Source organism: Rubellimicrobium mesophilum DSM 19309, from assembly GCF_000600335.2.
Classification (GTDB): Bacteria; Pseudomonadota; Alphaproteobacteria; order Rhodobacterales; family Rhodobacteraceae; genus Rubellimicrobium; species Rubellimicrobium mesophilum.
In genome coordinates, this window is record NZ_KK088585.1 from 11,166 (window position 1) to 33,774 (window position 22,609).

The 22,609-nt window shown below is 70.5% G+C and carries 16 protein-coding genes and 5 pseudogenes; 8 read left to right on the forward strand and 13 right to left on the reverse strand.

Annotated elements, in window-relative coordinates; all coding sequences use genetic code 11:
- The 5 genes and pseudogenes from glgB to RUMESO_RS15120 all read right to left on the reverse strand — a co-directional run bounded on the left by glgB (position 1) and on the right by RUMESO_RS15120 (position 5,972).
- Positions 1-2,193, reverse strand: coding sequence for a 1,4-alpha-glucan branching protein GlgB (glgB, locus tag RUMESO_RS15100; protein WP_037281387.1), 2,193 nt, complete (start codon positions 2,191-2,193; stop codon positions 1-3).
- Positions 2,194-2,237: 44 nt separating this feature from the next.
- Positions 2,238-2,912: a nucleoside/nucleotide kinase family protein gene (locus RUMESO_RS15105; protein ID WP_037281388.1), complete on the reverse strand. Its 675-nt coding sequence runs from the start codon at positions 2,910-2,912 to the stop codon at positions 2,238-2,240.
- A gap of 1 nt (position 2,913) precedes the next feature.
- Positions 2,914-3,738 carry an ATP-binding cassette domain-containing protein gene (locus tag RUMESO_RS15110; RefSeq protein WP_245639295.1) on the reverse strand — a complete coding sequence of 275 codons (825 nt, stop codon included), beginning with the start codon at positions 3,736-3,738 and terminating at the stop codon, positions 2,914-2,916.
- Positions 3,738-4,820: an ABC transporter permease gene (locus RUMESO_RS15115; protein ID WP_037281389.1), complete on the reverse strand. Its 1,083-nt coding sequence runs from the start codon at positions 4,818-4,820 to the stop codon at positions 3,738-3,740. Before RUMESO_RS15115 ends, RUMESO_RS15110 begins: the two co-directional genes overlap by 1 nt.
- 121 nt (positions 4,821-4,941) lie before the next feature.
- Positions 4,942-5,972, reverse strand: a pseudogene (locus RUMESO_RS15120) (substrate-binding domain-containing protein).
- A gap of 173 nt (positions 5,973-6,145) precedes the next feature.
- Between RUMESO_RS15120 and RUMESO_RS15125 the strand changes: the two are divergent.
- Both RUMESO_RS15125 and phhA read left to right on the forward strand, forming a co-directional pair.
- On the forward strand, positions 6,146-7,345 hold the full coding sequence (locus tag RUMESO_RS15125; RefSeq protein ID WP_037281390.1) for an ROK family transcriptional regulator: 1,200 nt from the start codon (positions 6,146-6,148) through the stop codon (positions 7,343-7,345).
- A 90-nt stretch (positions 7,346-7,435) separates the two neighbouring features.
- Positions 7,436-8,311, forward strand: a complete 876-nt coding sequence (gene phhA, locus RUMESO_RS15130) for a phenylalanine 4-monooxygenase (protein ID WP_037281391.1) — start codon at positions 7,436-7,438, stop codon at positions 8,309-8,311.
- On the opposite strand, the gene RUMESO_RS15135 is transcribed toward phhA, so the two are convergent.
- From RUMESO_RS15135 to glmU, 4 genes and pseudogenes are all read right to left on the reverse strand, one after another.
- A complete protein-coding gene (locus RUMESO_RS15135; RefSeq protein ID WP_037281392.1) occupies positions 8,304-8,987 on the reverse strand; it encodes a DNA alkylation repair protein in 684 nt (227 codons plus the stop codon). The genes phhA and RUMESO_RS15135 overlap by 8 nt on opposite strands.
- Complete coding sequence (locus tag RUMESO_RS15140; protein ID WP_037281393.1) at positions 8,984-9,526, reverse strand: pyridoxamine 5'-phosphate oxidase family protein; 543 nt, start codon at positions 9,524-9,526, stop codon at positions 8,984-8,986. The genes RUMESO_RS15135 and RUMESO_RS15140 overlap by 4 nt, the downstream gene beginning before the upstream one ends.
- 1 nt (position 9,527) lies before the next feature.
- Positions 9,528-11,348, reverse strand: a complete 1,821-nt coding sequence (gene glmS, locus RUMESO_RS15145; protein WP_037281394.1) for a glutamine--fructose-6-phosphate transaminase (isomerizing) — start codon at positions 11,346-11,348, stop codon at positions 9,528-9,530.
- 4 nt (positions 11,349-11,352) lie between these two features.
- Positions 11,353-12,714: pseudogene (gene glmU, locus RUMESO_RS15150) on the reverse strand (bifunctional UDP-N-acetylglucosamine diphosphorylase/glucosamine-1-phosphate N-acetyltransferase GlmU).
- Between the two features lie 125 nt (positions 12,715-12,839).
- Here glmU and RUMESO_RS15155 point away from each other — a divergent pair.
- Positions 12,840-13,511 carry an HAD-IA family hydrolase gene (locus RUMESO_RS15155; protein WP_037281395.1) on the forward strand — a complete coding sequence of 224 codons (672 nt, stop codon included), beginning with the start codon at positions 12,840-12,842 and terminating at the stop codon, positions 13,509-13,511.
- Positions 13,512-14,218: 707 nt separating this feature from the next.
- On the opposite strand, the pseudogene RUMESO_RS15160 reads toward RUMESO_RS15155, so the two are convergent.
- Positions 14,219-14,829, reverse strand: a pseudogene (locus RUMESO_RS15160) (flavin reductase family protein).
- A 91-nt stretch (positions 14,830-14,920) separates the two neighbouring features.
- Between RUMESO_RS15160 and RUMESO_RS15165 the strand changes: the two are divergent.
- A complete protein-coding gene (locus tag RUMESO_RS15165) occupies positions 14,921-15,421 on the forward strand; it encodes a GNAT family N-acetyltransferase (protein WP_037281396.1) in 501 nt (166 codons plus the stop codon).
- 126 nt (positions 15,422-15,547) lie between these two features.
- Positions 15,548-16,396, forward strand: coding sequence for an EcsC family protein (locus RUMESO_RS15170; RefSeq protein WP_342670787.1), 849 nt, complete (start codon positions 15,548-15,550; stop codon positions 16,394-16,396).
- A 169-nt stretch (positions 16,397-16,565) separates the two neighbouring features.
- Here the strand turns inward: RUMESO_RS15170 and ptsP are convergent, their stop codons facing one another.
- On the reverse strand, positions 16,566-18,812 hold the full coding sequence (gene ptsP, locus RUMESO_RS15175; RefSeq protein WP_037281397.1) for a phosphoenolpyruvate--protein phosphotransferase: 2,247 nt from the start codon (positions 18,810-18,812) through the stop codon (positions 16,566-16,568).
- A gap of 258 nt (positions 18,813-19,070) precedes the next feature.
- On the opposite strand from ptsP, the gene RUMESO_RS15180 reads away from it, so the two are divergent.
- Complete coding sequence (locus RUMESO_RS15180) at positions 19,071-19,790, forward strand: glycoside hydrolase family 19 protein (RefSeq protein ID WP_051521370.1); 720 nt, start codon at positions 19,071-19,073, stop codon at positions 19,788-19,790.
- Between the two features lie 24 nt (positions 19,791-19,814).
- Here RUMESO_RS15180 and RUMESO_RS15185 read toward each other — a convergent pair.
- Positions 19,815-21,055 (reverse strand): annotated as a pseudogene (locus tag RUMESO_RS15185) (aspartate kinase).
- A gap of 86 nt (positions 21,056-21,141) precedes the next feature.
- Positions 21,142-21,552, reverse strand: coding sequence for a DUF1178 family protein (locus RUMESO_RS15190; protein ID WP_037281398.1), 411 nt, complete (start codon positions 21,550-21,552; stop codon positions 21,142-21,144).
- 178 nt (positions 21,553-21,730) lie between these two features.
- Between RUMESO_RS15190 and RUMESO_RS15195 the strand changes: the two genes are divergently transcribed.
- Both RUMESO_RS15195 and RUMESO_RS15200 read left to right on the forward strand, forming a co-directional pair.
- On the forward strand, positions 21,731-22,285 hold the full coding sequence (locus tag RUMESO_RS15195) for a glutathione peroxidase (RefSeq protein ID WP_082484111.1): 555 nt from the start codon (positions 21,731-21,733) through the stop codon (positions 22,283-22,285).
- Positions 22,282-22,609, forward strand: a pseudogene (locus RUMESO_RS15200) (acetoin utilization protein AcuC); the annotation flags it as partial. The gene RUMESO_RS15195 and the pseudogene RUMESO_RS15200, both read left to right, overlap by 4 nt.

Here is a 22,609-nt window from a genome sequence, read left to right on the forward strand (position 1 = left end):
TCAGCGGTCCAGCTTGAAGATCAGCGTCGAAAGCGGCGGCAGCGTCATGGGGGCCGAGAAGGGCTGCCCCATCCAGCCCCGCTCCTCGGCCAGGACGCCGCCCTGGTTGCCGCGGTTGCCGCCGTAGTAGATCGCGGCGTCGGTGTTCATCACCTCGATCCAGCGGCCGGGCAGGGGCAGGCCGATGCGGTGATCCCGCCGCTCCACGGGCGTGAAGTTGCAGACGACCACGCAGGGCGGATCGTTCTCGAAGCCCCGCCGCACCCAGGCCAGGATCGAGTTGTCGGCGTCGCCGCCCTCGATCCACTGGAAGCCCTCGGGCTCGGAGTCGCGGGCGTGGAGCGCGGGCTCGGCGCGGTAGAGCGTGTTGAGGTCGCGCACGAGGCGCTGGATGCCCCGGTGCTCGGGCCCGTGGGCGACGGCGTCCCAGTCGATCTGGGCCCGGTGGTTCCATTCGCCGCGCTGCCCGAACTCGCAGCCCATGAACAGGAGCTTCTTGCCCGGGTGCCCCCACATGAAGCCGTAATAGGCCCGGAGGTTCGCGCACTTCTCCCACCACGATCCCGGCATCTTGCCGACCATGGAGCCCTTGCCGTGCACGACCTCGTCGTGGCTGATCGGAAGGACAAAGTTCTCGCTGAAGGCGTAGTGGAGCCCGAAGGTCATCTGGTGATGGTGATGCTTCCGGTGGATGGGCTCGCGGCTCATGTAGGACAGGGTGTCGTTCATCCAGCCCATGTTCCACTTGTAGCCGAAGCCCAGGCCCCCCGCGTCCACGGGCGCCGACACGCCTGGGAAGGCGGTCGACTCCTCGGCCACGGTCATGATCCCGGGGTTCCGGCCGTAGGCGGTGGCGTTCATGCGGCGCATGAAGTCGATGGCCTCGAGGTTCTCGCGCCCGCCATGGACATTCGGGATCCACTCCCCGGCCTTCCGCGAGTAGTCGCGGTAGAGCATCGAGGCCACGGCATCGACTCGCAGCCCGTCGACGTGGTGCTCCTCGAGCCAGTAGAGCGCGTTGGCCACGAGGAAGTTCGCGACCTCCTGCCGGCCGAAGTTGTAGATCAGCGTGTTCCAGTCCTGGTGGAACCCCTCGCGCGGGTCCGAGTGCTCGTAGAGATGCGTTCCGTCGAACCGGGCGAGGCCGTGCGCGTCGGTCGGGAAGTGCGCGGGCACCCAGTCGAGGAGGACCCCCAGCCCCGCCTGGTGCGCCGCGTCCACGAGGTCGCGGAACTCGTGCGGCGGCCCGAAGCGGATCGTGGGCGCATAGAGCCCGACCGGCTGGTAGCCCCAGGAGCCGTCGAAGGGATACTCGGACAGAGGCAGGAACTCGAGATGCGTGAAGCCCATGTCCTTGGCGTAGGCCACCAGCTCCACCGCCGCCTCGCGGTAGGAGAGCGGACGCCCGCCCTCGGCCCAGACGCGCTTCCAGGACCCCAGATGCACCTCGTAGATCGAGATGGGCGCGTCGCGGCGGTGGCGGTTCGCGCGCTCCTGCATCCAGCGGCCGTCCTTCCAGCCGTAGCCCCGGATGTCGCGGATCACGCTGGCCGTCTCGGGCGGGTGCTGGGAGCCGAAGCCGACCGGGTCGGCCTTCTGCGGCAGGAGCTCCCCATGCGGGCCGATGATCTCGTACTTGTAGCAGTGGGGCTCGCCCACGCCGGGGACGAAGATCTCCCATACGCCGGTGCCGCCGCGCCGGCGCATCGGGTGGCGTCGGCCGTCCCAGGCGTTGAAGTCGCCCACCACCGAGACGCGCCGCGCGTTCGGCGCCCAGACCGCGAAGTGGGTGCCGATGGCCCCCTGGTGGACCCGGACATGGGCGCCCAGGGCCTCCCACAGCCGCAGATGGGTCCCCTCGCCCAGGAGGTACTCGTCGAGGTCGGTCAGCACCGGACCGAAGCGGTAGGCGTCGTCGTACTCCCACTGCCCGCCGTCGCCGCGTCCGCGAAGGTGATACGGCCGCTCCTCCGGCACCTGGCCGGAGAAGAGCCCGCCTTCGATGCGGGGCAGGGGATGCTCCTTACCATCCACCACCGCCGCCATCTGCTCGGCGCCGGGGTCGAATGCGGTGACCCAGGTGGCGCCGCCGTGCCGGTGCGGCCCCAGGACCGAGAAGGGATCGTCGTGACGGCCGGACAGGAGCCGCGAGACGGTCCCGGGATCGAGCGGGTGCTGAGATGTGGCTGCCATGTCAGGGGATCATAGGACCGGACGGTCCGCTCGCAAGGGCGTGATTAGCGAGCCATGCCGGTCCTGGGGACGATGTCGCCCCCGGTCTCGGGACGGATCGCGAGGATGAGTTGCGCCGGCAGCTCCCGTTCGAGGACGCGCCTGGCATTCGGGACGTCGTTGACCTCGGCTCGGCGGGTGGCGGCGCGGGACAGGCCATGGGACAGCCATCGCTGGATCAGGCGGGCCCGCAGCTCGGGCAGGGGCACGTCGATCCGGGCGGTGAGATCCCAGAGGGGCAGGAGGTCGCGCCACGGGTCCTCGTCGAAGAGGAGGTAGTTGCCCTCGCAGATGACCACCTGGCAGTCGGCGGGGACGACCTGCGCGCCGGCGATGGCGATGTCGCGGGCCCGGTCGAAGATGGGGGCCACGACCTCTCCACCCTCCTGGAGACGACGGGCGAGGTGCAGGAAGCCCCGGGCGTCCAGCGTCTCGGGCGCTCCCTTCCGCTGCCGGAGCCCCCGCGCGTCCAGCACGGCGGTGTCGAGGAGGAAGCCGTCGAGCTGCACGACCTCGGCGGCGATCCTCTGTTCCCGCAGCCGCTTGTGGAGCGCGGCAGCCATGGTGGACTTGCCCGCCGCCGGAGCCCCCGCGAGGGCCAGCAGCACCCGGGGACGCTCCGCGAGGAGTCCCTGCGCCCGCTCGGCGAGCGCCGTCACCTGTCCGGAGATGTCCAGCACGTCAGGCGGTCTCGAACTCCGTGTCCGGCACGCGGGCGCCGGTCATGTAGGCCACCGCGTCGGACATGGTGTGGTTCTGGGGCCGGATCACGCAGAGCCTGCGCCCGAGCCGGTGGACGTGGATGCGGTCCGCGACCTCGAAGACGTGGGGCATGTTGTGCGAGATCAGGATGATCGGGATGCCCCGCGACTTCACGTCGAGGATGAGCTCCAGCACGCGGCGCGATTCCTTGACGCCGAGCGCGGCCGTGGGCTCGTCGAGGATGATGACCTTGGAGCCGAAGGCGGCGGCCCGCGCCACCGCGACGCCCTGCCGCTGCCCGCCCGAGAGCGTCTCGACCGACTGGTTGATGTTCTGGATGGTCATCAGCCCGAGCTCGGTGAGCTTCTCGCGCGCGAACTTCTCCATCCTCGGACGGTCGAGCATCCGCAGCCATTCGCCCATGACGCCGGGGCGGCGCAGCTCCCGCCCCATGAACATGTTGTCGGCGATGGAGAGCGCGGGGGACATGGCGAGGGTCTGGTAGACGGTCTCGATGCCGGCCTGCCGCGCCTCGGTCGGGCTGCGGAAGCTGACTTTCTGGCCGTCCAGGAAGACGTCCCCCTCGTCGGGGATCACCGCCCCGGAGACGGCCTTGATGAGGGTGGACTTGCCGGCGCCGTTGTCGCCGATCACCGCCAGGATCTCGCCTGGGTAGAGGTCGAAGTCGCAGTTGTCGAGCGCGACGACCTTGCCGTAGCGCTTGGTGAGCCCCCGGCCGAGCAGGAGGGGCTGCTGCCCGGCCATGGTGGGGTCCTGCACGGGGGATTGCGTCTCGGTCAGCATCAGGCGGCCACCTTTCTGATCCATTGGTCCACGGCCACGGCCACGATGATGAGCAGGCCGATGAAGAAGAAGGTCCATTGCGGGTCCACGCCGAGGAGCCGGAGCCCCAGGGAGAACACGCCCACGATGAGGGCTCCGAAGAGCGCGCCCCAGATGGAGCCGCGCCCGCCGAAGAGCGAGATGCCCCCGATCACCACGGCGGTGATGGACTGGATGTTGAGCTCGGCCCCCGAGGTCGGCGACACCGAGCCGATCCGGCCGATCAGGGCCCAGCCGGCAAAGGCGCAGATCAGGCCCGAGAGCGCATAGACCGAGATCAGCGTGGCCCGCACGTTCACGCCCGAGAGTTGCGCCGCGTCCGGGTCGTCGCCGGTCGCGTAGACGTGGCGGCCCCACGCGGTGCTGCGGAGCGCGTAGGACAGCACGGCGATGAGCAGGATCATGAAGATCACGCCGTAGGTGAAGGTCGCGCCACCGCGCCCGTTCTCGTCGGCGCCGATCTTGAAGGTCTGGGCGAAGAACTGGAGCGCCGGGGCGTTGGCCTCGATGTCCTGGGCGCGGATCGTCTCGTTGGCCGAGTAGAGGAAGTTCGTGGCCAGGATGATCTGCCAGGTCCCCAGCGTCACGATGAACGGCGGCAGCTTCATCACCGCCACCAGCCAGCCGTTGATCATCCCGAGGATCGTGCCGGCCCCCAGGCCGCAAAGAATCGAGAGCGGAACGGGAATGCCATAGCGAAAGGCGAACTGGCCCATGATGACCGAGCTCAGCACGGCGATGGCGCCGACCGAGAGGTCGATGCCAGCGGTCAGGATCACCAGCGTCTGCGCCGCGGCGACGATGCCCACGAGCTGCACCTGCTGGAGGATGAGGGTCAGCGTCCCGGCCGAGAAGAAGCGCGATCCCACCAGGCCCGCGAAGAGAAGGACCGAGACGAGAAGCACGATCAGCGGCACCAGCGACGGCGCGGCGTGGAGCGCGTTCTGGAAGCGCCTGATGAGGGTCTTATCCTCGTGGAACTCGGCCACCGCCTCGGTGCGGCGCTCCTTGACCACGGCTTCGAAATTGTCCGTGCCGCTCATGCGACTCCTCCCGGCGGGGTCCTCGCCCCTTCTTGATGGAACTGGGGCGGACCAGTGGCCCGCCCCAGTCACGGTCAGTTTCAGGCCAGACCGCCCCAGCGATCAAGCGCTAAGCGAGGCATCAGCCCCAGCAGAGCTCGGCGCCCTTGGTGGTGTCGATCGACTCCACGCCTTCCGCGGGCTTGTCGGTGACGAGCGACACGCCGGTGTCGAAGAAGTCCTTGCCCTCGGTGTTCTGGGGCAGGGTCTGGTTCGTGGCGTAGTTGGCGATCGCCTGGATGCCGAGCGAGGCCATATCGAGCGGGTACTGCTGCGAGGTGGCCCCGATCACGCCGTCCTTGACGTTCTGCACGCGGGGCAGCCGCCGTCCACGGCGACGATCAGGACGTCGCTCATCCCCATGGCCTGGAGCGCCTGGTAGCCGCCGGCGGCGGCAGGCTCGTTGATCGCGTAGACCACGTTCACGTCCGGGTTCGCGGCGAGGATGTTCTCCATCGCGCGGCGGCCGCCTTCCTCGTTGCCCTGGGTCACGTCATGGCCGGCGATGCGCGGGTCGTCCTCGTCGCCGATGACGTTCACGTCCTTGGTGTCGATCCCGAAGCCGGTCATGAAGCCCTGGTCGCGGAGCACGTCCACGGTGGGCTGGCTCACGTCGAGGTCGAGGAACGCGATCTTGGCGTCGGCCGCGGCGTCGCCGAGCTGGGCGGCGGCCCACTGGCCGATGAGCTGGCCGGCCTTGAAGTTGTCGGTCGCGAAGGTCGCGTCGGCGGCGTCGATCGGGTTCAGCGGCGTGTCGAGCGTGATGACGAGGATGCCGGCGTCACGGGCCTGCTGGACCGAGGAGACGATGGCCGAGCTGTCCGAGGGGACGAGCAGGATGCCGCTCACGCCGTTGGCGATGCAGGTCTCGATGGCCTGGACCTGGGACTCGTGGTCGCCGTCCTCCTTGCCGGCGTAGGAGCTGAGCGTGATGCCGAGCTCGGCGGCCTTGGCCTCGGCGCCTTCGCGCATCTTCACGAAGAACGGGTTGGTCTCGGTCTTGGTGATGAGGCAGGCGGAGGTGCCCTCGGGGGCGGCGGTCACGTCCTGGGCGAAGGCGGCGCCGGACATGGCGACCAGGGCCAGTGCGGAGCCGGCGAGAAGCTTCTTCATTGGTAGTCCTCCCAGATGTTCGGCGTCGGCGATCCAGCCGGCACCGATCCCGGCCTCTTGGGGTCAGGGACGGGGCTAGGCTTACCACGGCCAAATCATCCGTCAATAAATAAATCCACTGGACATATATATCGGGCGGCTTATCACCTCTGTCCCAAAGGGAGGGGCGCACGATGGAATCGGGCGCGGTCCGCAGCCTGAGCTCCGGCGTCAATCAGCAGGGGCTGCGCGATCACAACGAGAGGCTGATCCTGTCCACGCTCCAGCGGCACGGCCCGCTGCCGGGCAGCGACCTCGCGCGCGTGGCGGGCCTGTCGCCGCAGACCGTGTCGGTCATCCTGCGCGAGCTGGAGGGCGAGGGCCTGATCCAGAGGGGTGAGCCGCAGCGGGGCCGGGTCGGCAAGCCGCGCGTCCCCATGAGCCTGGCGCCGGACGGCGCCTTCTCGGTAGGGCTGAAGCTCGGGCGGCGGAGCGCCGACCTCCTGCTGTCGGATTTCGACGGCGGCGTGCGGCGGCAGCTTCACACGACCTATCGCTGGCCCACGCCCGACGCCGTGTTCGACTTCCTGCGGCGGGGTCTCGAGACCTTCGCCGAGGGGCTGACGCCTGTGGAGAGGGAGCGGATCGCCGGCATCGGCATCGCCAAGCCCTACGACCTATGGGACTGGCACGAGGCCATCGGGGCGCCCAAGGGGGCGCTCGACGTCTGGCGCGAGGTGGATTACGCGGCCGAGATCGCGAGGTTCTCGTCCCTGCCGGTGTTCCTCGACAACGACGGAACCGCCGCCTGCCGGGCCGAGCACGTCTATGGCCGGGGGCGGGAGTTCCGGGACTTCGCCTACTTCTTCATAGGCTCCTTCATCGGCGGGGGCGTGGTGCTGAACCATTCGGTCTTCGAGGGGGCTTTCGGCAACGCCGGAGGCTTCGGCTCGCTCCTCGTGCGGGGGCCGGACGGGGGCGACCGGCAGCTCATCGACACGGCCTCGCTGTTCCTCCTGGAGGACGCGCTCGCGCGGGCGGGGATGGCGACCGACCGGCTCTGGGCGCAGCCGCAGGACTGGTCGGGGCTCGACGGTCCCCTCGACGACTGGATCGCCGGGACGGCGCGGCAGCTCGCGCGGGCGGCGGTGACGGTCTGCGCCGTGATCGACTTCGAGGCGGTGCTGATCGACGGGGCCTTTCCATCCGACGTGCGCACGCGCCTGGTGGAGGCGACCCGGCGCGAGGTGGGCGGGCTCGACACAAGGGGCCTCTCGCCGATGCGGATCGAGGAGGGGCGGGTGGGCGGCAACGCCCGGGCGCTCGGGGCGGCCTGCTCGCCCATCTTCTCGCGCTACCTCCTCAACACGCATGGGAGCCTCGCCGCGACCTGAGTGGGGAACATCGCTCCCTGCGGGTCCGTTATGGGGCAAGGACGTCGCGCCGTGGCGGCTCCGGCGTCCCCGGAGGGGAGGACCGATGCCATGGCCGGACACGCCGTTCTGACCGCCCACCATGCCGAGGACTGCGTCATCGACCAGCGGTGGGAGAGCTACACCGAGGGCGACCATGCCGTCTGGGGGACGCTGTTCGACCGGCAGCTCCGGACCCTGAAGGGCCATGTCTGCCAGGAGTATCTCGACGGGCTCTCGCGGCTGGGGATCGACGCCTCGGGCGTGCCGGACTTCCGGCGGATGAACGAGAGGCTGCGGGCGGCGACCGGCTGGGAGGTGGTGGCGGTGCCTGGGCTGATCCCCTCGCGGCCGTTCTTCGAGATGCTGGCCTCGCGGCGGTTCCCGGCGGGGACCTTCATCCGCTCGCGCGAGCAGCTCGACTACCTGGAGGAGCCCGACATCTTCCACGACGTCTTCGGGCACGTGCCGCTGCTGACCGACCCCGCCTATGCCGACTACATGGCCGAGTACGGGCGGATCGGGCTGGAGGCCATGGAGCGGAAGGGGGTCAAGTACCTCGCGCGGCTCAACTGGTACACGATCGAGTTCGGGCTGATCCGCAAGCCGGAGGGCGTGAAGATCTACGGGGCCGGGATCTGCTCCTCCTTCGGGGAGGCGCGGTATGTCGTCGAGGACCCCTCGGCGAACTGGCTCGGGTTCGAGGCGGAGCGGGTGCTGCGGACCGGCTACTACATCGACGACCTGCAGGCGTCCTACTTCGTGATCGACCGCTTCGAGGACCTGTTCGAGCTGCTGCGCGGGACGGACTTCCCGGCGCTCTATGATCGGGTGCGGGCCCAGCCGGAGCTCTCGCCGTTCCGGATCGAGCCCGAGGACGAGGTGATCCGGCGGGGGACGGGCGACTACTGGCGGTCGTTCCCGGAGGCCAAGGCCAGGCTCAAGTAGGGAGCAGGCGGGCGGCCTCCTTGCGGGCGAAGGGCTTGAGGCCTTCGCCATGGGCGTCGAGCCAGGCGCGGACGCGGTCGGGGTCCTTCTTGGACAGGTCGCGGAGCCACCAGGCGACGGCCTTCTGGATGAACCAGTCGCGGTCGGGCGACAGCGCCTCGCACCAGCCCAGGACGCGCTCGCGGACGGCGAGGTCCTCGGGCTTGGGGAAGCGGTCCTTGGTCCAGGGCAGCGTCATGACCAGCGCGGCGCGGCGGGTCCATAGGTGGTCCGAGTCGACCCAGGTCTCGACCTCGTCGAGGCGGCGGGGGTCGGCGGTGAGGCGGCGGCCTCCGGCGCTGCTGGCCGCGTCGGCGATGGCCCAGGCGTCGAAGGTCGGGACCCAGGAGGCGATGAGGCGCCAGACGGGCTCGTCGTCGGGGCGGATGCGGGCCTGCGTCAGGAGCTTGGCGGCGGCGATGCGGGCGTCGTGGATGTCGCTGTCCCAGAGGGCGGAGGCGAGGGCGAGGCGGTCGTCCAGCGTGATCCCCTCGCGCCAGCCGTCGGCCAGTTCCGTCAGGCGGGGGACGGGGATGCCGAGGTAGCGGCGGAGGGCCTTGTGGTAGGCGGCCTCCCGGGCGGCGAAGTCGGGGTTGGCCTCGGCCTCCAGGGCGGCGAGGGCCTCGGCGCCGGTCATCCGGGCAGGCCGGTCGGGAAGCCGTCGATGCTCTGGCGGTTCTTCTGCTGCCAGTAGGCCTCCACGCCGTCCTCGCCCCGGTCCTCGGCCCATTTCTCCAGCGTGTCGCGTTCGGAGCGGAAGTCCATGAAGGGAACGGCGTAGCCGCAGGAGGTCTGGACGAGGTCCACCGCCATGTCGAAGACCTGACGGGCGCCGAGGTCGGGCTGGAAGAGGGCGTCGAGGTCGTCCCAGCCGGGCTGACCCTTGTGGGTGACGGTTGCGGTGCCGTAGGCGCGCAGGATCAGGGGCCGGGTGGTGAAGGAGCACCACATGACGGTCATGCGGTTCGCCCGGAGGAGGTGCGCGGCCGTCTCGTTGCCGCTCCCCGTGAGGTTGCGCCAGACGAGGCGGTTGGGGCCGAGGACGCGGAGCGAGTCGCGGCCCTTGGGCGAGACGTTGACGTGGCCGTCCGGCGCGGCGGCGGCGACGAAGAAGATGGGCTGGTCGGCGACGAAGGCCCGGTGCGGGTCCTCGAATCCGGCGAACTGCTTCGCCATCTCACTCCACCGTGACGGACTTGGCGAGGTTCCTCGGCTGGTCCACGTCGGTGCCCTTGGCGATGGCGGTGTGGTAGGCGAGGAGCTGCGCCGGGACGGCGTAGAGGATCGGCGCCCAGAGCGGGGCCACGTCGGGGAGGACCAGCGTCTCCCACACGCCATGACCGGCGACGCGGGCGCCCTCGCGGTCGGTGATGAGGAGGACCTGGCCGCCCCGGGCCATCACCTCCTGCATGTTGGAGACCGTCTTGTCGAAGAGCTCGTCGTGGGGGGCCATGACGATCACGGGGACGGACTTGTCCACCAGCGCGATGGGGCCGTGCTTGAGCTCCCCGGAGGCGTAGGCCTCGGCATGGATGTAGCTGATCTCCTTGAGCTTCAGCGCGCCTTCGAGGGCCAGCGGATACATCCGGCCGCGGCCGAGGAAGAGGATGTCGCGGGCCTCGGCGAGCTGGGCGGCGATGCGGCCGGTCTCGTCGCTGGTGCCGAGGGAGTGGTTCACGAGGCCCGGAAGGGCGCGCAGGGCCGCGATGCGGTCGGCGAGAGCGTTGTCGTCGAGCTTGCCCCTCTGGCGCGCGGCTTCCACGGCGAGGACCGCGAGGACGAGGAGCTGGCAGGAGAAGGCCTTGGTCGAGGCGACGCCGATCTCGGGGCCCGCGAGGATGGGGAGGGCGAGGTCGGATTCGCGGGCGATGGAGCTCTCAGACACGTTGACGACCGAGACGATCGACTGCGCCTTGTCCCGGCAGTAGCGGAGCGCGGCGAGGGTGTCGGCGGTCTCGCCGGACTGGCTGACGAAGAGCGCGACGGTGCGGGGCGGGATCGGGGGCTCGCGGTAGCGGAACTCGGAGGCCACGTCGACGTCGACGGGGAGGCCCGCGAGCTGCTCGAACCAGTATTTCGCCACAAGGCAGGCGTAGGAGGCTGTGCCGCAGGCGACCAGGGTCAGGCGGTCCACGTCGGTGAAGTCGATGCCGGGGGCGGGGAGGCGGATCGTGCCGTCCTCGGTCAGGTAGTGGTCGAGGGCGGAGGTCAGGCGCGAGGGCTGCTCGGCGATCTCCTTGGCCATGAAGTGGCGGTGGCCGGCCTTGTCGACCTGAGCCGAGTCGATCTGGATCGTCTTGGCCGGGCGGTTGGCGAGGCGGCCGGCGCTGTCCTTGATCTGCGCGCCGTGGCGGGTGACGACGGCCCAGTCGCCCTCCTCGAGATAGGTGATCCGCGAGGTCAGGGGCGCGAGGGCGATGGCGTCGGAACCGACGAACATCTCGCCGTCGCCGTGGCCGATGGCGAGGGGGGAGCCCTTGCGGGCGGCGATCATCAGGTCCTCCTCGCCCTCGAAGAGGAAGAGGAGGGCGTAGGCGCCGTTGAGCCTCGCCAGCGTCTGCTCGACGGCCTGCTCGGGGGTGGCGCCGCCGTCGAGGAGGTGGTTGGCGAGGATGGCGACCGTCTCGGTGTCGGTGTCGGATTCCTGGATCAGGCCGATCGCGGCCAGCTCCTGCCGCAGCTCGCGGAAGTTCTCGATGATGCCGTTGTGGACGACCGAGACGCGGCCCGAGCGGTGGGGGTGGGCGTTCCTGACGGCGGGGGCGCCGTGGGTGGCCCAGCGGGTGTGGCCGATGCCGGCCTTGCCGGGGAGCGGGTCGTGGACGAGGAGGTCCGAGAGGTTCACGAGCTTGCCCACGGCGCGGCGGCGGTCGAGCGTGCCGTCATGGATCGTGGCGATCCCGGCGCTGTCGTAGCCCCGGTATTCGAGGCGCTTGAGGCTTTCGAGGATGAGCGGGGCGACCTCGTGGCTGCCCAGGATTCCGACGATTCCGCACATGGGATCAGGCTTTCGTCTTGGCGGCCTTGAGGGCGCGCAGGCGTTGGAAGAATTTCTGGGCGAAGCCGGGCTTCTCCTCCTGCCGCGCGCGGGCGAGGGCGAGGGCGCCGGGGGCCACGTCCCGGGTGATGACGGAGCCGGAGGCGGTCATGGCGCCGTCGCCGATCGTGAGGGAGCCACCAGCATCGTGTCCGAGCCGATGAAGGCGTCGCGGCCGATGACCGTCCTGTGCTTGAACACGCCGTCGTAGTTGCAGGTGACGGTGCCAGCGCCGATGTTGGTGCGCTCGCCCACCTCGGCGTCGCCGATGTAGCTCAGGTGGTTGACCTTGGCGCCCTCGTGGATCTGGGCGGCCTTGATCTCCACGAAGTTGCCGACATGGACGTCCTCGGAGAGCTCCGCCCCGGGGCGGAGGCGGGCGAAGGGGCCGACGGTCGCGCCGCGCGAGACGTGGCAGCCTTCGAGGTGGGAGAAGGCGCGGATGCGGGCGCCGGATTCGACCGTGACGCCGGGGGCGAAGACGACGTAGGGCTCGATGACCGAGTCGCGGCCGACGAAGGTGTCGTAGGCGAAGACCACGGTGTCGGGCGCGGGGAGGGAGACGCCGTTGTCGATGGCCTCATGGCGGGCGCGGGACTGGAAGGCGGCCTCGGCGGCCATGAGCTCGGCGCGGGAGTTGATGCCGAGGGTCTCGGATTCGTCGCAAGCCACGACGGTAGCGGTCATGTTGCGGGCGCGGGCGAGGCCGATGATGTCGGTCAGGTAGAACTCGCCCGAGGCGTTGTCGTTCTTCACCTCGCGCAGGAGGTCGAAGAGGAAGGTGCCCTCGGCGCAGACGACGCCGGAGTTGCAGAGCCGGATCGCGCGGGTGCTGCTGTCCGCGTCCTTCCATTCGACGATGCGGTCGAGGCTGTCGCCGGAGGTGACGAGACGGCCGTAGCGGGCATCCGGGTTCGCGGTCTCGAAGCCGAGGACGACGATGTCGGCGAGGCCACGGGCCTCGAGCATCCGCTCCAGCGTCTCGGGCGTCACGAGGGGTGTCGCCGTAGAGGACGATCACGTCGCCGTCGTGGTCGGCGAGGAGGCCATTGGCCTGGAGCACGGCGTGGGCGGTGCCCTCCTGCCGCTCCTGGTGGACGCACACGACCTCGGGGTCGAAGGCGCGGGCGGCCTTCTCGACCTCCTTGGCGCCGACGCCGGTGACGACGACGGTGCGCTCGGGGCCGAGCGCGGCGGCGGAGCGCATGGCGTGGTGGAGGAGGGGCGCGCCGGCAAGCTCGTGGAGGACCTTGGGACGATCCGAATTCATCCGCGTCCCCTGGCCCGCCGCCAGGATGACGACGCTCACGCCACCCGATCCGCTCATCACCGCCTCGCCACTCGTTTTGGTTGCGGACCTTCTATGCAACAGGTCGCCTGTTTCCAAGGGCGGGACGACCCGACGGGTTCACATCGTGCTTCGGTCGGTTACAGGGGCCCATGGAGGTGCCCATGTCCCACGGCCCGCGCACGGTGATCTTCGACCTCGACGGCACGCTGGCCGACACCAGCGGGGACCTCCTGGCCGCCGCGAACGGCTGCTTCCGGGAGCTGGGGCTGGGCGACCTGCTGGACGCGAAGGACGCGGGGGTGGCGCTGCGGGGCGGGAAGGCGATGCTGTCGCTGGGCTTCCAGCGGTCGGGGACCCACGGCGCCGAGGAGGTGGAGCGGCAGTATCCGCTCCTGCTGAAGCGCTACGAGGAGGCGATCTGCGAGCGGACGGTGCTGTATCCGGGCGCGGTGGAGGCGCTGGAGCGGCTGCGGGCCGAAGGGTATCGGACGGGGATCTGCACGAACAAGCCCGAGGGGCTGTCGGAGATCCTGCTGGAGAAGCTCGGGGTGCGGGGGCTGTTCGACAGCCTGGTCGGCGCGGACACCCTGGCGGTGCGCAAGCCCGATCCGCTGGCCTTCACGACCGCCGTGGAGAGGGCGGGCGGCGCGGCGGGACGGGCCTGCCTCGTGGGGGACAGCGACACGGACCACAGGACCGCGCGGGCGGCGGGGGTGCCGTCGATCCTCGTGGCCTTCGGGCCGTCGGGCGAGGACATGGCGGTGCTGGGGCCGGAGGTGCTGCTGGACAGCTTCGAGGAGCTGCCGGGGGTCGTGGAGCGGCTGGGGCTCTGACGCCCGAGGGCGGAGCGCCCAGCCGGCCACGATGTCGGGCCGTTACCCTTGGCGCGTGGAAAGCCACGCCGCGGATCGTGCCCGAACGGCCACCCGTCCAGTTGCCAAGCCGGCACGGGTGGGAGCGCGTCTCGACGCGCGGCGGCTGGGTCTTTGCGATGCTGCCCTAGCATCTCCCAGGAGGTGGGGGGCCCGCGCCCACCTTTCAAAGAGCTCTCGCCGGTGAAGCCTCTCACCCGTGGGTGCCCCCGGCATGGACGGTCATGGGAAGCCCGGAGTGCTGCTGGCCGTCCCAAGCGGCATCCGGGGGAGCGCTGTCCGTTGAGGCCTCCTCCGGCGCAAGCGCTCTCCTGCTCTGAGGTCTTGAGCGGGCCGGGGGGGAGGCGTCGCGGGGCGGCGCTCCTGATGCGAGAAAGATGCGGCCCAGAGGTTAACGATCCGTTACCCGGGCGTTCGTTGGGGGGTGGGGCGACGCAACACTCCGAGGGTAAGCTGTCGGTCCGGCTTGGTAATGTCTCGGGCAGGGGTGTTGCGTCGCCCTGTCGGGCGGGCTTCAGCCCGCCACGCGACAGCGGACGAATCGCTGCCCCGAGCAGGCCGGGGATGGCGGGCTGAAGCCTGCCCTGCGGGGAACGGGGACGGTGCGACTGGTCGCTGACGCCGGGATGGTGCGCCGAGGCGCACCCTGCGTCGTGGAGCCCGGACCCTCAGGCCGGCAGCGTAGGGCGCGTCATGCTGAAGACCTCGCGCACCGTGGCGTAGTCGCGGTAGCCAAGGCGGGCGAGGGGCTGGTAGCGGGTCACGTCGAAGCGCCCGTCCACGAGGCAGTCGTCGCGCAGGTGGACGCCGGTGACGGCGCCGAAGACGGCCCAGTTGGCCTCTCCGGCGAGGCGGACGATCCGCGTGAGGCGGCATTCGAGGGCAGCGGGGGCGCTGGCCACGCGGCAGCAGGGGATCGTCTCGCAGGGGGCCTTGACGACCCCGGCGGCCTCGAACTCGTCGATCTCGCGCGGGTGGGGGGCGGAGCTCGCGTTCATGGCGTCGCGGGCGGCGAACTCGACGATGTTGACGCAGAAGACGCCGGTCTCTCGGATGTTGCCGAGGGAATCCTTGGTGCCCTCGCGGTCGGGCTTGGCCTCGCTGGAGCCGAAGACGACCTGCGGGGGCGTCGAGGCCACGGCGTTGAAGAAGGAGTAGGGGCGAGGTTGTCCGCCCCCGTGGCGTCCCGCGTGGAGATCCAGGCGATCGGGCGCGGGCTGACCACGGCGTGGAAGGGGTTGTGCGGCAGGCCGTGGCCGTCGGCGGGGCGGTAGAACATGGGGCGCGCCTTGTTGACTGGGGCTCCTGCCATGATAGGGGCGGCGCGCCCGGAAGCCAGACTCGCCGGGGCCAAGGGGGACGATGGCGCGATGATGCGGCTCGCCGAGGAGACGGCGGACGACTGGTGGGAGGTCGAGGCGCTGCTCGACCTTTGCTTCGCGCCGGGGCGGGAGGCGCTGTCGTCGTATCGGCTGCGCGACGGCGTGGCGCCGGTGGCGGCGCTGTGCCTCGTGGCGCGGGACGAGGACGGGACGCTGACGGGGGCGATCCGCAACTGGCCGGTGCGGGTCGAGGGACCGGTGGGGAAGAAGTGGGCGCTGCTCCTCGGCCCCGTGGCGGTGCATCCGACGCATCAGGGCGAGGGGCTGGGGGCGATGCTCATCCTGCGGGCGCTGGAGATGGCGCGCGAGGGGGGGTGGAGCCGCGTCATCCTGGTGGGGGACCTGCCCTATTACCGGCGCTTCGGGTTCGCCAGGCTGGAGGGCGTCGAGATGCCGCCGCCCACGAATCCCGAGCGGGTGCTGGGGATCGAGCTGCGGGACAGCGCCTGGGAGGGCGTGACGGGGCGCGTGACGCGGGCGATGGGCTAGGGGGCCTGCGCAGGGGGGCTCCACCCCCACCAGCCGGGGGGCGAGGGGCGCGGTCGCGTGGTGGGGTGAAACCTCTACCCATGGAGTCCCTGTCGGCGGCGCGCGGCGACCTCATTGAAACGGGCCGTGGGGCGCCCCATTCTCATCCCCATGAGCAAGCCGCATCTCAAGGAAGTGAACCCCGACAACCCGCCCGCCCCTCTGGACGAGGCGGTCAAGGGGGAGATCGCGGGGCTCGCCCGGCGCCAGACGCGCGCGGGGGGGCTCCTGATGAAGGCCGTGAACCTCGTGGGGACGTCGGTGGAGGACGGGATGAAGGTCCTGCCCAAGGCCGTGCGGGACCAGATCGACAAGGGCACGCAGGCGGCGCTGATCCGCGCCTACGACATGGCCGCCAAGTCCCGCGCGCCCGAGGGGCGGTTCGCGAGCTTCGCCGGCTTCATCACCGGGGACCGGGCGCACAAGGCGCTGGCGGCCTTCTCGGGCGCGGTGGGGGGCGTGGGCGGGCTGCCCACGGCCCTGGCGGAGCTGCCGCTGGCGGTGACGATCATCTTCCGCGCGGTGCAGGGCGTGGCCGAGCAGCACGGGGAGGACCCGCTGTCCGAGGAGACGCGGCTGGAATGCGTGCGCGTCTTCGGGGCCGGGGGCGCGGCGAGCAAGGCGGAGGATTCGGTCAACACGTCCTTCCTGGGGGCGCGGCTGTCGCTGTCGGGGACGGCGATCAACCGGCTGGTGTCACGCGTCGCGCCGCGCTTCGCCACCGTCTTCGGGCAGAAGCTGGCCGGGCAGGCGGTGCCGATCCTGGGCGCGGCGGCGGGCGCTGGCACGAACTGGGCCTTCATCGACTACTACGTCGAGATGGCGCACGTGCATTTCGGTCTGCGGGAGCTGGCCCGCAGGCATGGCGAGGAGGCGGTGCTGGAGCACTTCCACAAGGTGCTCGCGGCGGGCGAGGTGCCGGTGAAGCGGATGTGAATCCGCCTCGCGACCCCGAAATCCGCGATCGAGCTCGGGTCATTGCCAGGAGATCGCCGCGTCGCCGCTCCGACTGCTGGGCGCGGCCGGTGCCCATCGCCATGAGGCCGTCTGCGTGGCGGTCCTGGCCTCCGGTCGAGACGGGAGCCCGGCCACCGGCGTCAGCTCGTCACGGCTGCTGGGCCAGCCATTCGGTCAGCGCGGCGCGGACGCTCTCGTCGCCCCGGATGCGGGCGGCGTCGATGATCTTGCGGGCCTCGAGGAGGTTCACGCGGCGGATCAGCGACTTGACCGGGCCAATGGAGGCCGGGCGCATCGACAGCATCCGGAAGCCCATGGCGGCGAGGGCCACGGCCTCCACCGGCCTCCCCGCGTCCTCGCCGCAGAAGGAGAGCGAGGTGCCCGCCGAGGCGCAGCGCTGGACGATGCCGGAGAGGAGCTCGAGGTAGGAGGATTCGAGCATGTCGTAGCGGCGGCGGACCCTCTCGTTGTCGCGGTCGGCGGCGAAGAAGAACTGCTTGAGGTCGTTGCCCCCCACCGAGAGGAAGTCCACCTCGCGGTAGAAGGCGTAGGAGGCGAAGGCGAGGGAGGGCGTCTCCAGCATGGCGCCGACCTCGACCCTCTCGGGGAGGGGGTGGCCCAGGATCGTCTCGCGCTCCATGGCCTTGTCGAACTCGGCCCGGGCCTGCCGGAACTCGCCGGGGTTGGCGATGAAGGGGAACATCACCGTCAGCGAGCGGCCGGCGGCGGCGCGGATCAGGGCCTGGAGCTGCATCCGAAGGACGCCGGGCTTGTCGAGGCCGAGGCGGATCGCGCGCCAGCCCATGGCGGGGTTGGGCTCGTCCTGCGGCTTCATGTAGGACAGCACCTTGTCCGAGCCGATGTCGAGCGTGCGGAAGACCACGCGGCGGCCCTTGGCGGCGTCCATGACGCGGGCGTAGAGGGCCGAGAGCTCGGCCCGCTTGGGCATCTGGTTGCGCACGAGGAACTGGAGCTCGGTGCGGAAGAGGCCCACGCCCTCGGCTCCGCTGCCGGTGAGGGAGGGGAGGTCGGCGATCAGCCCCGCGTTCATGTGGAGCGAGATCGTGGTGCCGCAGAGGCCCTGGGCGGGGAGGTCGCGAAGGTCCGCGTAGCGCTCCTGCGCGCGGGCCAGCATGGCGATCTTGTCCTCGAAGGCGCGGCGGACGGTGTCATCGGGGCGCAGGTGCGCGATGCCGCTGTCGCCGTCCACGAGGACGGGGTCGCCGTTCAGCGCCTCGGTCTGGATGCCCTCGGCGCGCAGCACGAGCGGGATGGCCCAGGCGCGGGCGACGATGGCGGCGTGGGAGCCCACGGAGCCTTCCTCGAGGATGATGCCGCGCAGGGTGCCCTTGCCGTATTCGAGGAGGTCGCCCGGCCCGATGTTGCGGGCGACGAGGACGGGGTCCGAGGGCATCTCGGCCCCGGTGTCGCGGCCCTGGCCGGTGAGGATGCGCAGCAGCCGGTTCGAGATGTCGTCGAGGTCGTGGAGGCGGTCGCGCAGGTAGGGGTCGGCCTGCGCCATGCGGGTGCGGGCGAGGGACTGCTCCTTCTCGACGGCGGCCTCGGCCGAGAGGCCGGAGCGGATGTCGTCCACCATCCGCTTGATCCAACTGCGGGAGTTGGCGATCATCCGGTAGGCCTCGAGGATCTCGACCTCGTCGGCGTCCATGCTGGTGCCGTGGGCGAGCATGTCGTCCACCTGCGCGCGCAGGGAGTCGATGGCCTGGCTCAGGCGCGCGATCTCTCGGTCGGGGTCGTCGGAGATGGGGTTCGTCACCACGACGCGGGGCTCGTGGAGGTAGACGCGGCCGGCGGTGGCGCCCTCCTGGCCCGAGAGGCCCCGGAAGGTGACGGGGCGCTGGTGGCGGGGCGAGAGCGCGCCGCCGTCGCCGCCGGTGAAGGCGCCAAGCTCGGTCATCTCGGCCAGCACCATGGCCACGACCTCGAGGGCGTAGACCTCGTCGGGGGTGTAGAGGCGCGAGGCCCGGCTCTGCACGACGAGGACGCCCAGCGCCTCGCCCAGGCGCTGGATGGGGATGCCGCAGAAGGAGGAGAAGCGCTCCTCCCCCGTCTCGGGCATGTAGCGGAAGCCGCGCTCGTGCGGGGCGTCGGGGGTGTTGATGACCTGCCGGTCGCGGGCGACGCGGCCCACGAGCCCCTCGCCCAGGCGCATCCGGGTCTTGTGGACGGATTCGGCCTTCAGCCCGACGGTGGCGCAGAGCTCGAGCGTCTCGGGGTCGCGGAAGAGGTAGATGGAGCAGACCTCGGCGCCCATGGAGTCGGCGATCAGGCAGACGATGCGGTCGAGGCGCGTCTGGCCGCCGCCGGGCTCGGCCATCGCGGCGCGCAGGCGCCCGAGGAGCTTGCGGCTCTCGCTTTCCAACCGTTCGGCCATCAGGGGTCCCCACGCCGGCGCAGGCAGGCGCCGGGGGCTTTAGAGCACAACGGGAAGAGGAGGGGAACGGGGGAGCGCTCGCCGCGCCAGTCGCGCGACCGCCGCATCGGGACGCGTCGCGCTGGGCGAGCGCCCTGAGGCTTCGGCAACCTTCGATTGAAGAAAGGACGAATTCGTGGTAATGGAAACCTGCTTTCGTCCGCGGGACCGAAGCGTTCCCGCGCAAGGTTCATTTGATGCCGTGGGGAGAAAACCACCATGCCGCTGCAATTGACCGAGAACGACTGGCGCGCCCTGTTTCCGAAGGCTCCCTCCTCCATCATCCAGGCCTTCGCCACGCAGGGCCACGTGCTCGACAGGGTCGGGATCACCGAGAGCCGGACCCGCCTCGCCTTTGCGGTGGCCAACGTGGAGCACGAGGCCGGTGGGTTCGCGATCAAGAACCTGACCGAGAACATCAATTACACCGCCGAGGGAATGGCGAAGGTATGGCCCAATCGCTTTGCCTCCGCCGATGTGGTCAGGGCGAAGTACGGCACCAAGCCGGGCTGGCAGAAGAGGGCCTTCGACGACATCTACGGCGCCCGGATGGGGAACCGCGAGGGGACGGACGACGGGTCGCGCTACATCGGTCGCGGGGGACCGCAGATCACCGGGCGCGACGGCTATCGCGAGGTGGGCCGGCGCTGCGGGCTGGACCTCGTCAACAACCCGGACCTGACGGCCTTGCCGCAGCACCAGCCCGCGATCCTGGCGGCGTTCTGGGACTGGAAGGGGCTGGCCAAGCTCGCCGATGCCGGGAACTTCAAGGCCTTCGTGAAGAGGTGGAACGGCGGCAACGTCGGCCAGAAGGACCGGGAGGCCCTGCTGAAGGGGAACGATCCCGTCATCGGCCGGCTCCAGAGCGTCGTGAGGGCGCAATCCATCCTCGACGTGCTGGAGAACATCCTCGCCGGCATGGACAAGGAGGCCGCCTGAGCGAGGCGGCCCGCCGGGCCGGCCTCAGGCCGCCGTCTTCTCCAGCCCGAAGGCGTCGTGGAGGGCCTGCACGGCGAGCTCCATGTATTTCCGGTCGATCAGCACCGAGATCTTGATCTCACTGGTGGTGATGACCTTGATGTTGACGTTCTCGGCGGCGAGCGCCTTGAACATCTGCGCGGCGACCCCGGCGTGGGAGCGCATCCCGATGCCCACGACCGAGACCTTGGCGACGCCCTGGTCGGTCACGAGGTCGTCGAAGGAGATGTCGCCCCGGGCCTTGGCCTCGGCCATCGCCCTTTCGGCGCGGAGCACCTGGTCGTTGGGGCAGGAGAAGGTCATGTCGGTGCGACCTTCCTCGGAGATGTTCTGGACGATCATGTCCACGTTCACCCCGGCCTCGGCCAGCGGGCCGAAGATGGCGGCGGCGATGCCCGGCCGGTCGGCGACCGAGGTCAGCGTCATCTTGGCCTCGTCGCGCGAATAGGCGACCCCGGCGACCGCGTTCGATTCCATGATGTCCTCCTCGTCGCAGACGAGGGTTCCAGCCTCGTCCGTCAGTTCCTCGAAGCTCGACAGCACGCGGAGCTTCACCTTGTAGCGCATCGCCAGCTCGACCGACCGGGTCTGGAGCACCTTGGCGCCGAGAGAGGCGAGCTCCAGCATCTCCTCGAAGGCGATGCGGTCGAGCTTGCGGGCCTTCTCGCAGATGCGGGGTCGGTGGTGTAGACGCCGTCCACGTCGGTGTAGATGTCGCAGCGCACGGCGCCGAAGGCCGCCGCGAAGGCGACGGCGGTGGTGTCCGATCCGCCCCGGCCGAGGGTCGTGATGCGGCCCTCCGGGCTGAGGCCCTGGAAGCCCGCGACCACGGCGACCTTCATCCCCTCGCGGAACTTGCGGAGGATGTTGTCGGTGGGGATGTCCTCGATCCGGGCGCTGCCGTGCGCGGAGGTGGTGACCAGCGGGACCTGCCAGCCCTGCCAGGAGCGGGCGGCGATGTCCATCTCCTGGAGGCGCAGGGCCATGAGGCCGGCGGTGACGTTCTCGCCCGACGACGTGACGGCGTCGTATTCGCGCGCGTCGTAGAAGGGCGAGGTCTCCTGCACCCAGCCCACGAGCTTGTTGGTCTCGCCCGCCATCGCCGAGACGATGACGATGACGTCGTGGCCCTTGGCGACCTCGATGGCGACGCGCTTGGCCGCGCGCTGGATGCGGTCGAGGTTGGCGACGGAGGTGCCGCCGAACTTCATCACGAGGATGGACATGGAGGGTCCCCTGGAACTTCGGGGGGTCTCATAAAGAGGGTCGCGGGCAGGGGCAATGGCGCCCGCGACGCGGCGTCACGGGGAGGTCAGTTCGCCTGCCGCTTCGGCACGAAGGGCAGCGGCGCCACCGGGATGCCGTCCTCGATCAGGGCCTTGGCCTCGTCCGGCTTGGCCTCGCCCCAGATGTTCCGCTCGGGCGCGTCGCCCGCGTGGATCTTGCGGGCCTCGGCGGCGAAGGAGAGGCCCACGTAGTCCGAGTTCTCCTCGACGTGGCGGCGCATGGCGGCGAGCATGGCCTCGCGCTTGTCCTGGGGCGTCGTCAGGTCCTTGGGCGAGGTGGAGACGGAAGGGGCCATCAGGGCCTTCTCGACCTTGTTCGATCCGCATTCGGCGCAGGTCAGGAGGCCCCGCGCGGCGAGGTCGTCGAAGGCTTTGGCGGACTGGAACCAGCTCTCGAACAGGTGGCCGTCCGCGCAGGAAAGGCTGTAGCGGACCATGGCCCCTCTGTCCCCGTGCTGACCTCCAGAAGATAGGAATTCATGCTGCGGGTGCAATGGGGTGGGTCGCAGCCCCCGCGACGACGTGGCCGGCCTGCCAGTGTCGTCTCGCAACCGTGAGATGGACGAAGGAGCGGGCCGCACTACAGTCGCCGCGAGAATCGATGGGGAGTCGGCCATGCAGCACCTCGTGTTCCCGCTGAGCATGCTCCTTCTGGCGGTCCTGCCCTCGGTGGGCGTGCAGGCCGCGACGGCGGAGGAGGCGCAGTTGCAGGAATTCCGGTTCAACTCGATCGACGGGGGGCAGATCGGCTTCCGGGACTGGGCCGGGCGGCCGGTGCTGGTGGCCAACACGGCCTCCCTGTGCGGCTACACGCCCCAGTACGCGGACCTCCAGGCGCTCTACGACGACTACAAGGACCGGGGGCTCGTGGTGCTCGCCGTGCCGTCGGACGACTTCAACCAGGAGCTCGGGAGCGACGCGGAGGTCAAGGACTACTGCGAGCTGCACTACGACCTCGACCTGCCGATGACGACGATCAGCCATGTGAAGGGCGACGCGGCGCTGCCGTTCTTCGCCTGGCTGCGCGAGCATGGCTTCGAGCCGCAGTGGAACTTCAACAAGGTGCTGATCGGCCCGGACGGGCGGGTGGCCGGGACCTGGGGGTCGAACGAGTCGCCCACCGGGCCGGCGATCCGGGGCGCGGTCGAGGCGGCGCTGGGCGCCTCCTGACGCCGCTCCTCATCGGGTCGGAGATCTACCGGGGGTCGAGCTACGGCCCCTGGCACCCGCTGCGCATCCCGCGCGTGAGCACGGTCATGGACCTTGCGCGGGCGCTCGGGTGGCTGCCGGCCGAGCGGTTCCGCGCCTCGCCGCGCGCCAAGGCGAAGGCGCTGCTGGCCTGGCACACGCCGGACTATGTGGCCGCGCTGGAGCGGGCGGAGGCGGAGCAGCAGGTCGGCGAGGCGGCGCGGGAGCGGCACGGGCTCGGGACCGTGGCGAACCCGGTGTTCCCGGAGATGTTCCGGCGGCCCGCGACGGGGGTGGGGGGCGTCT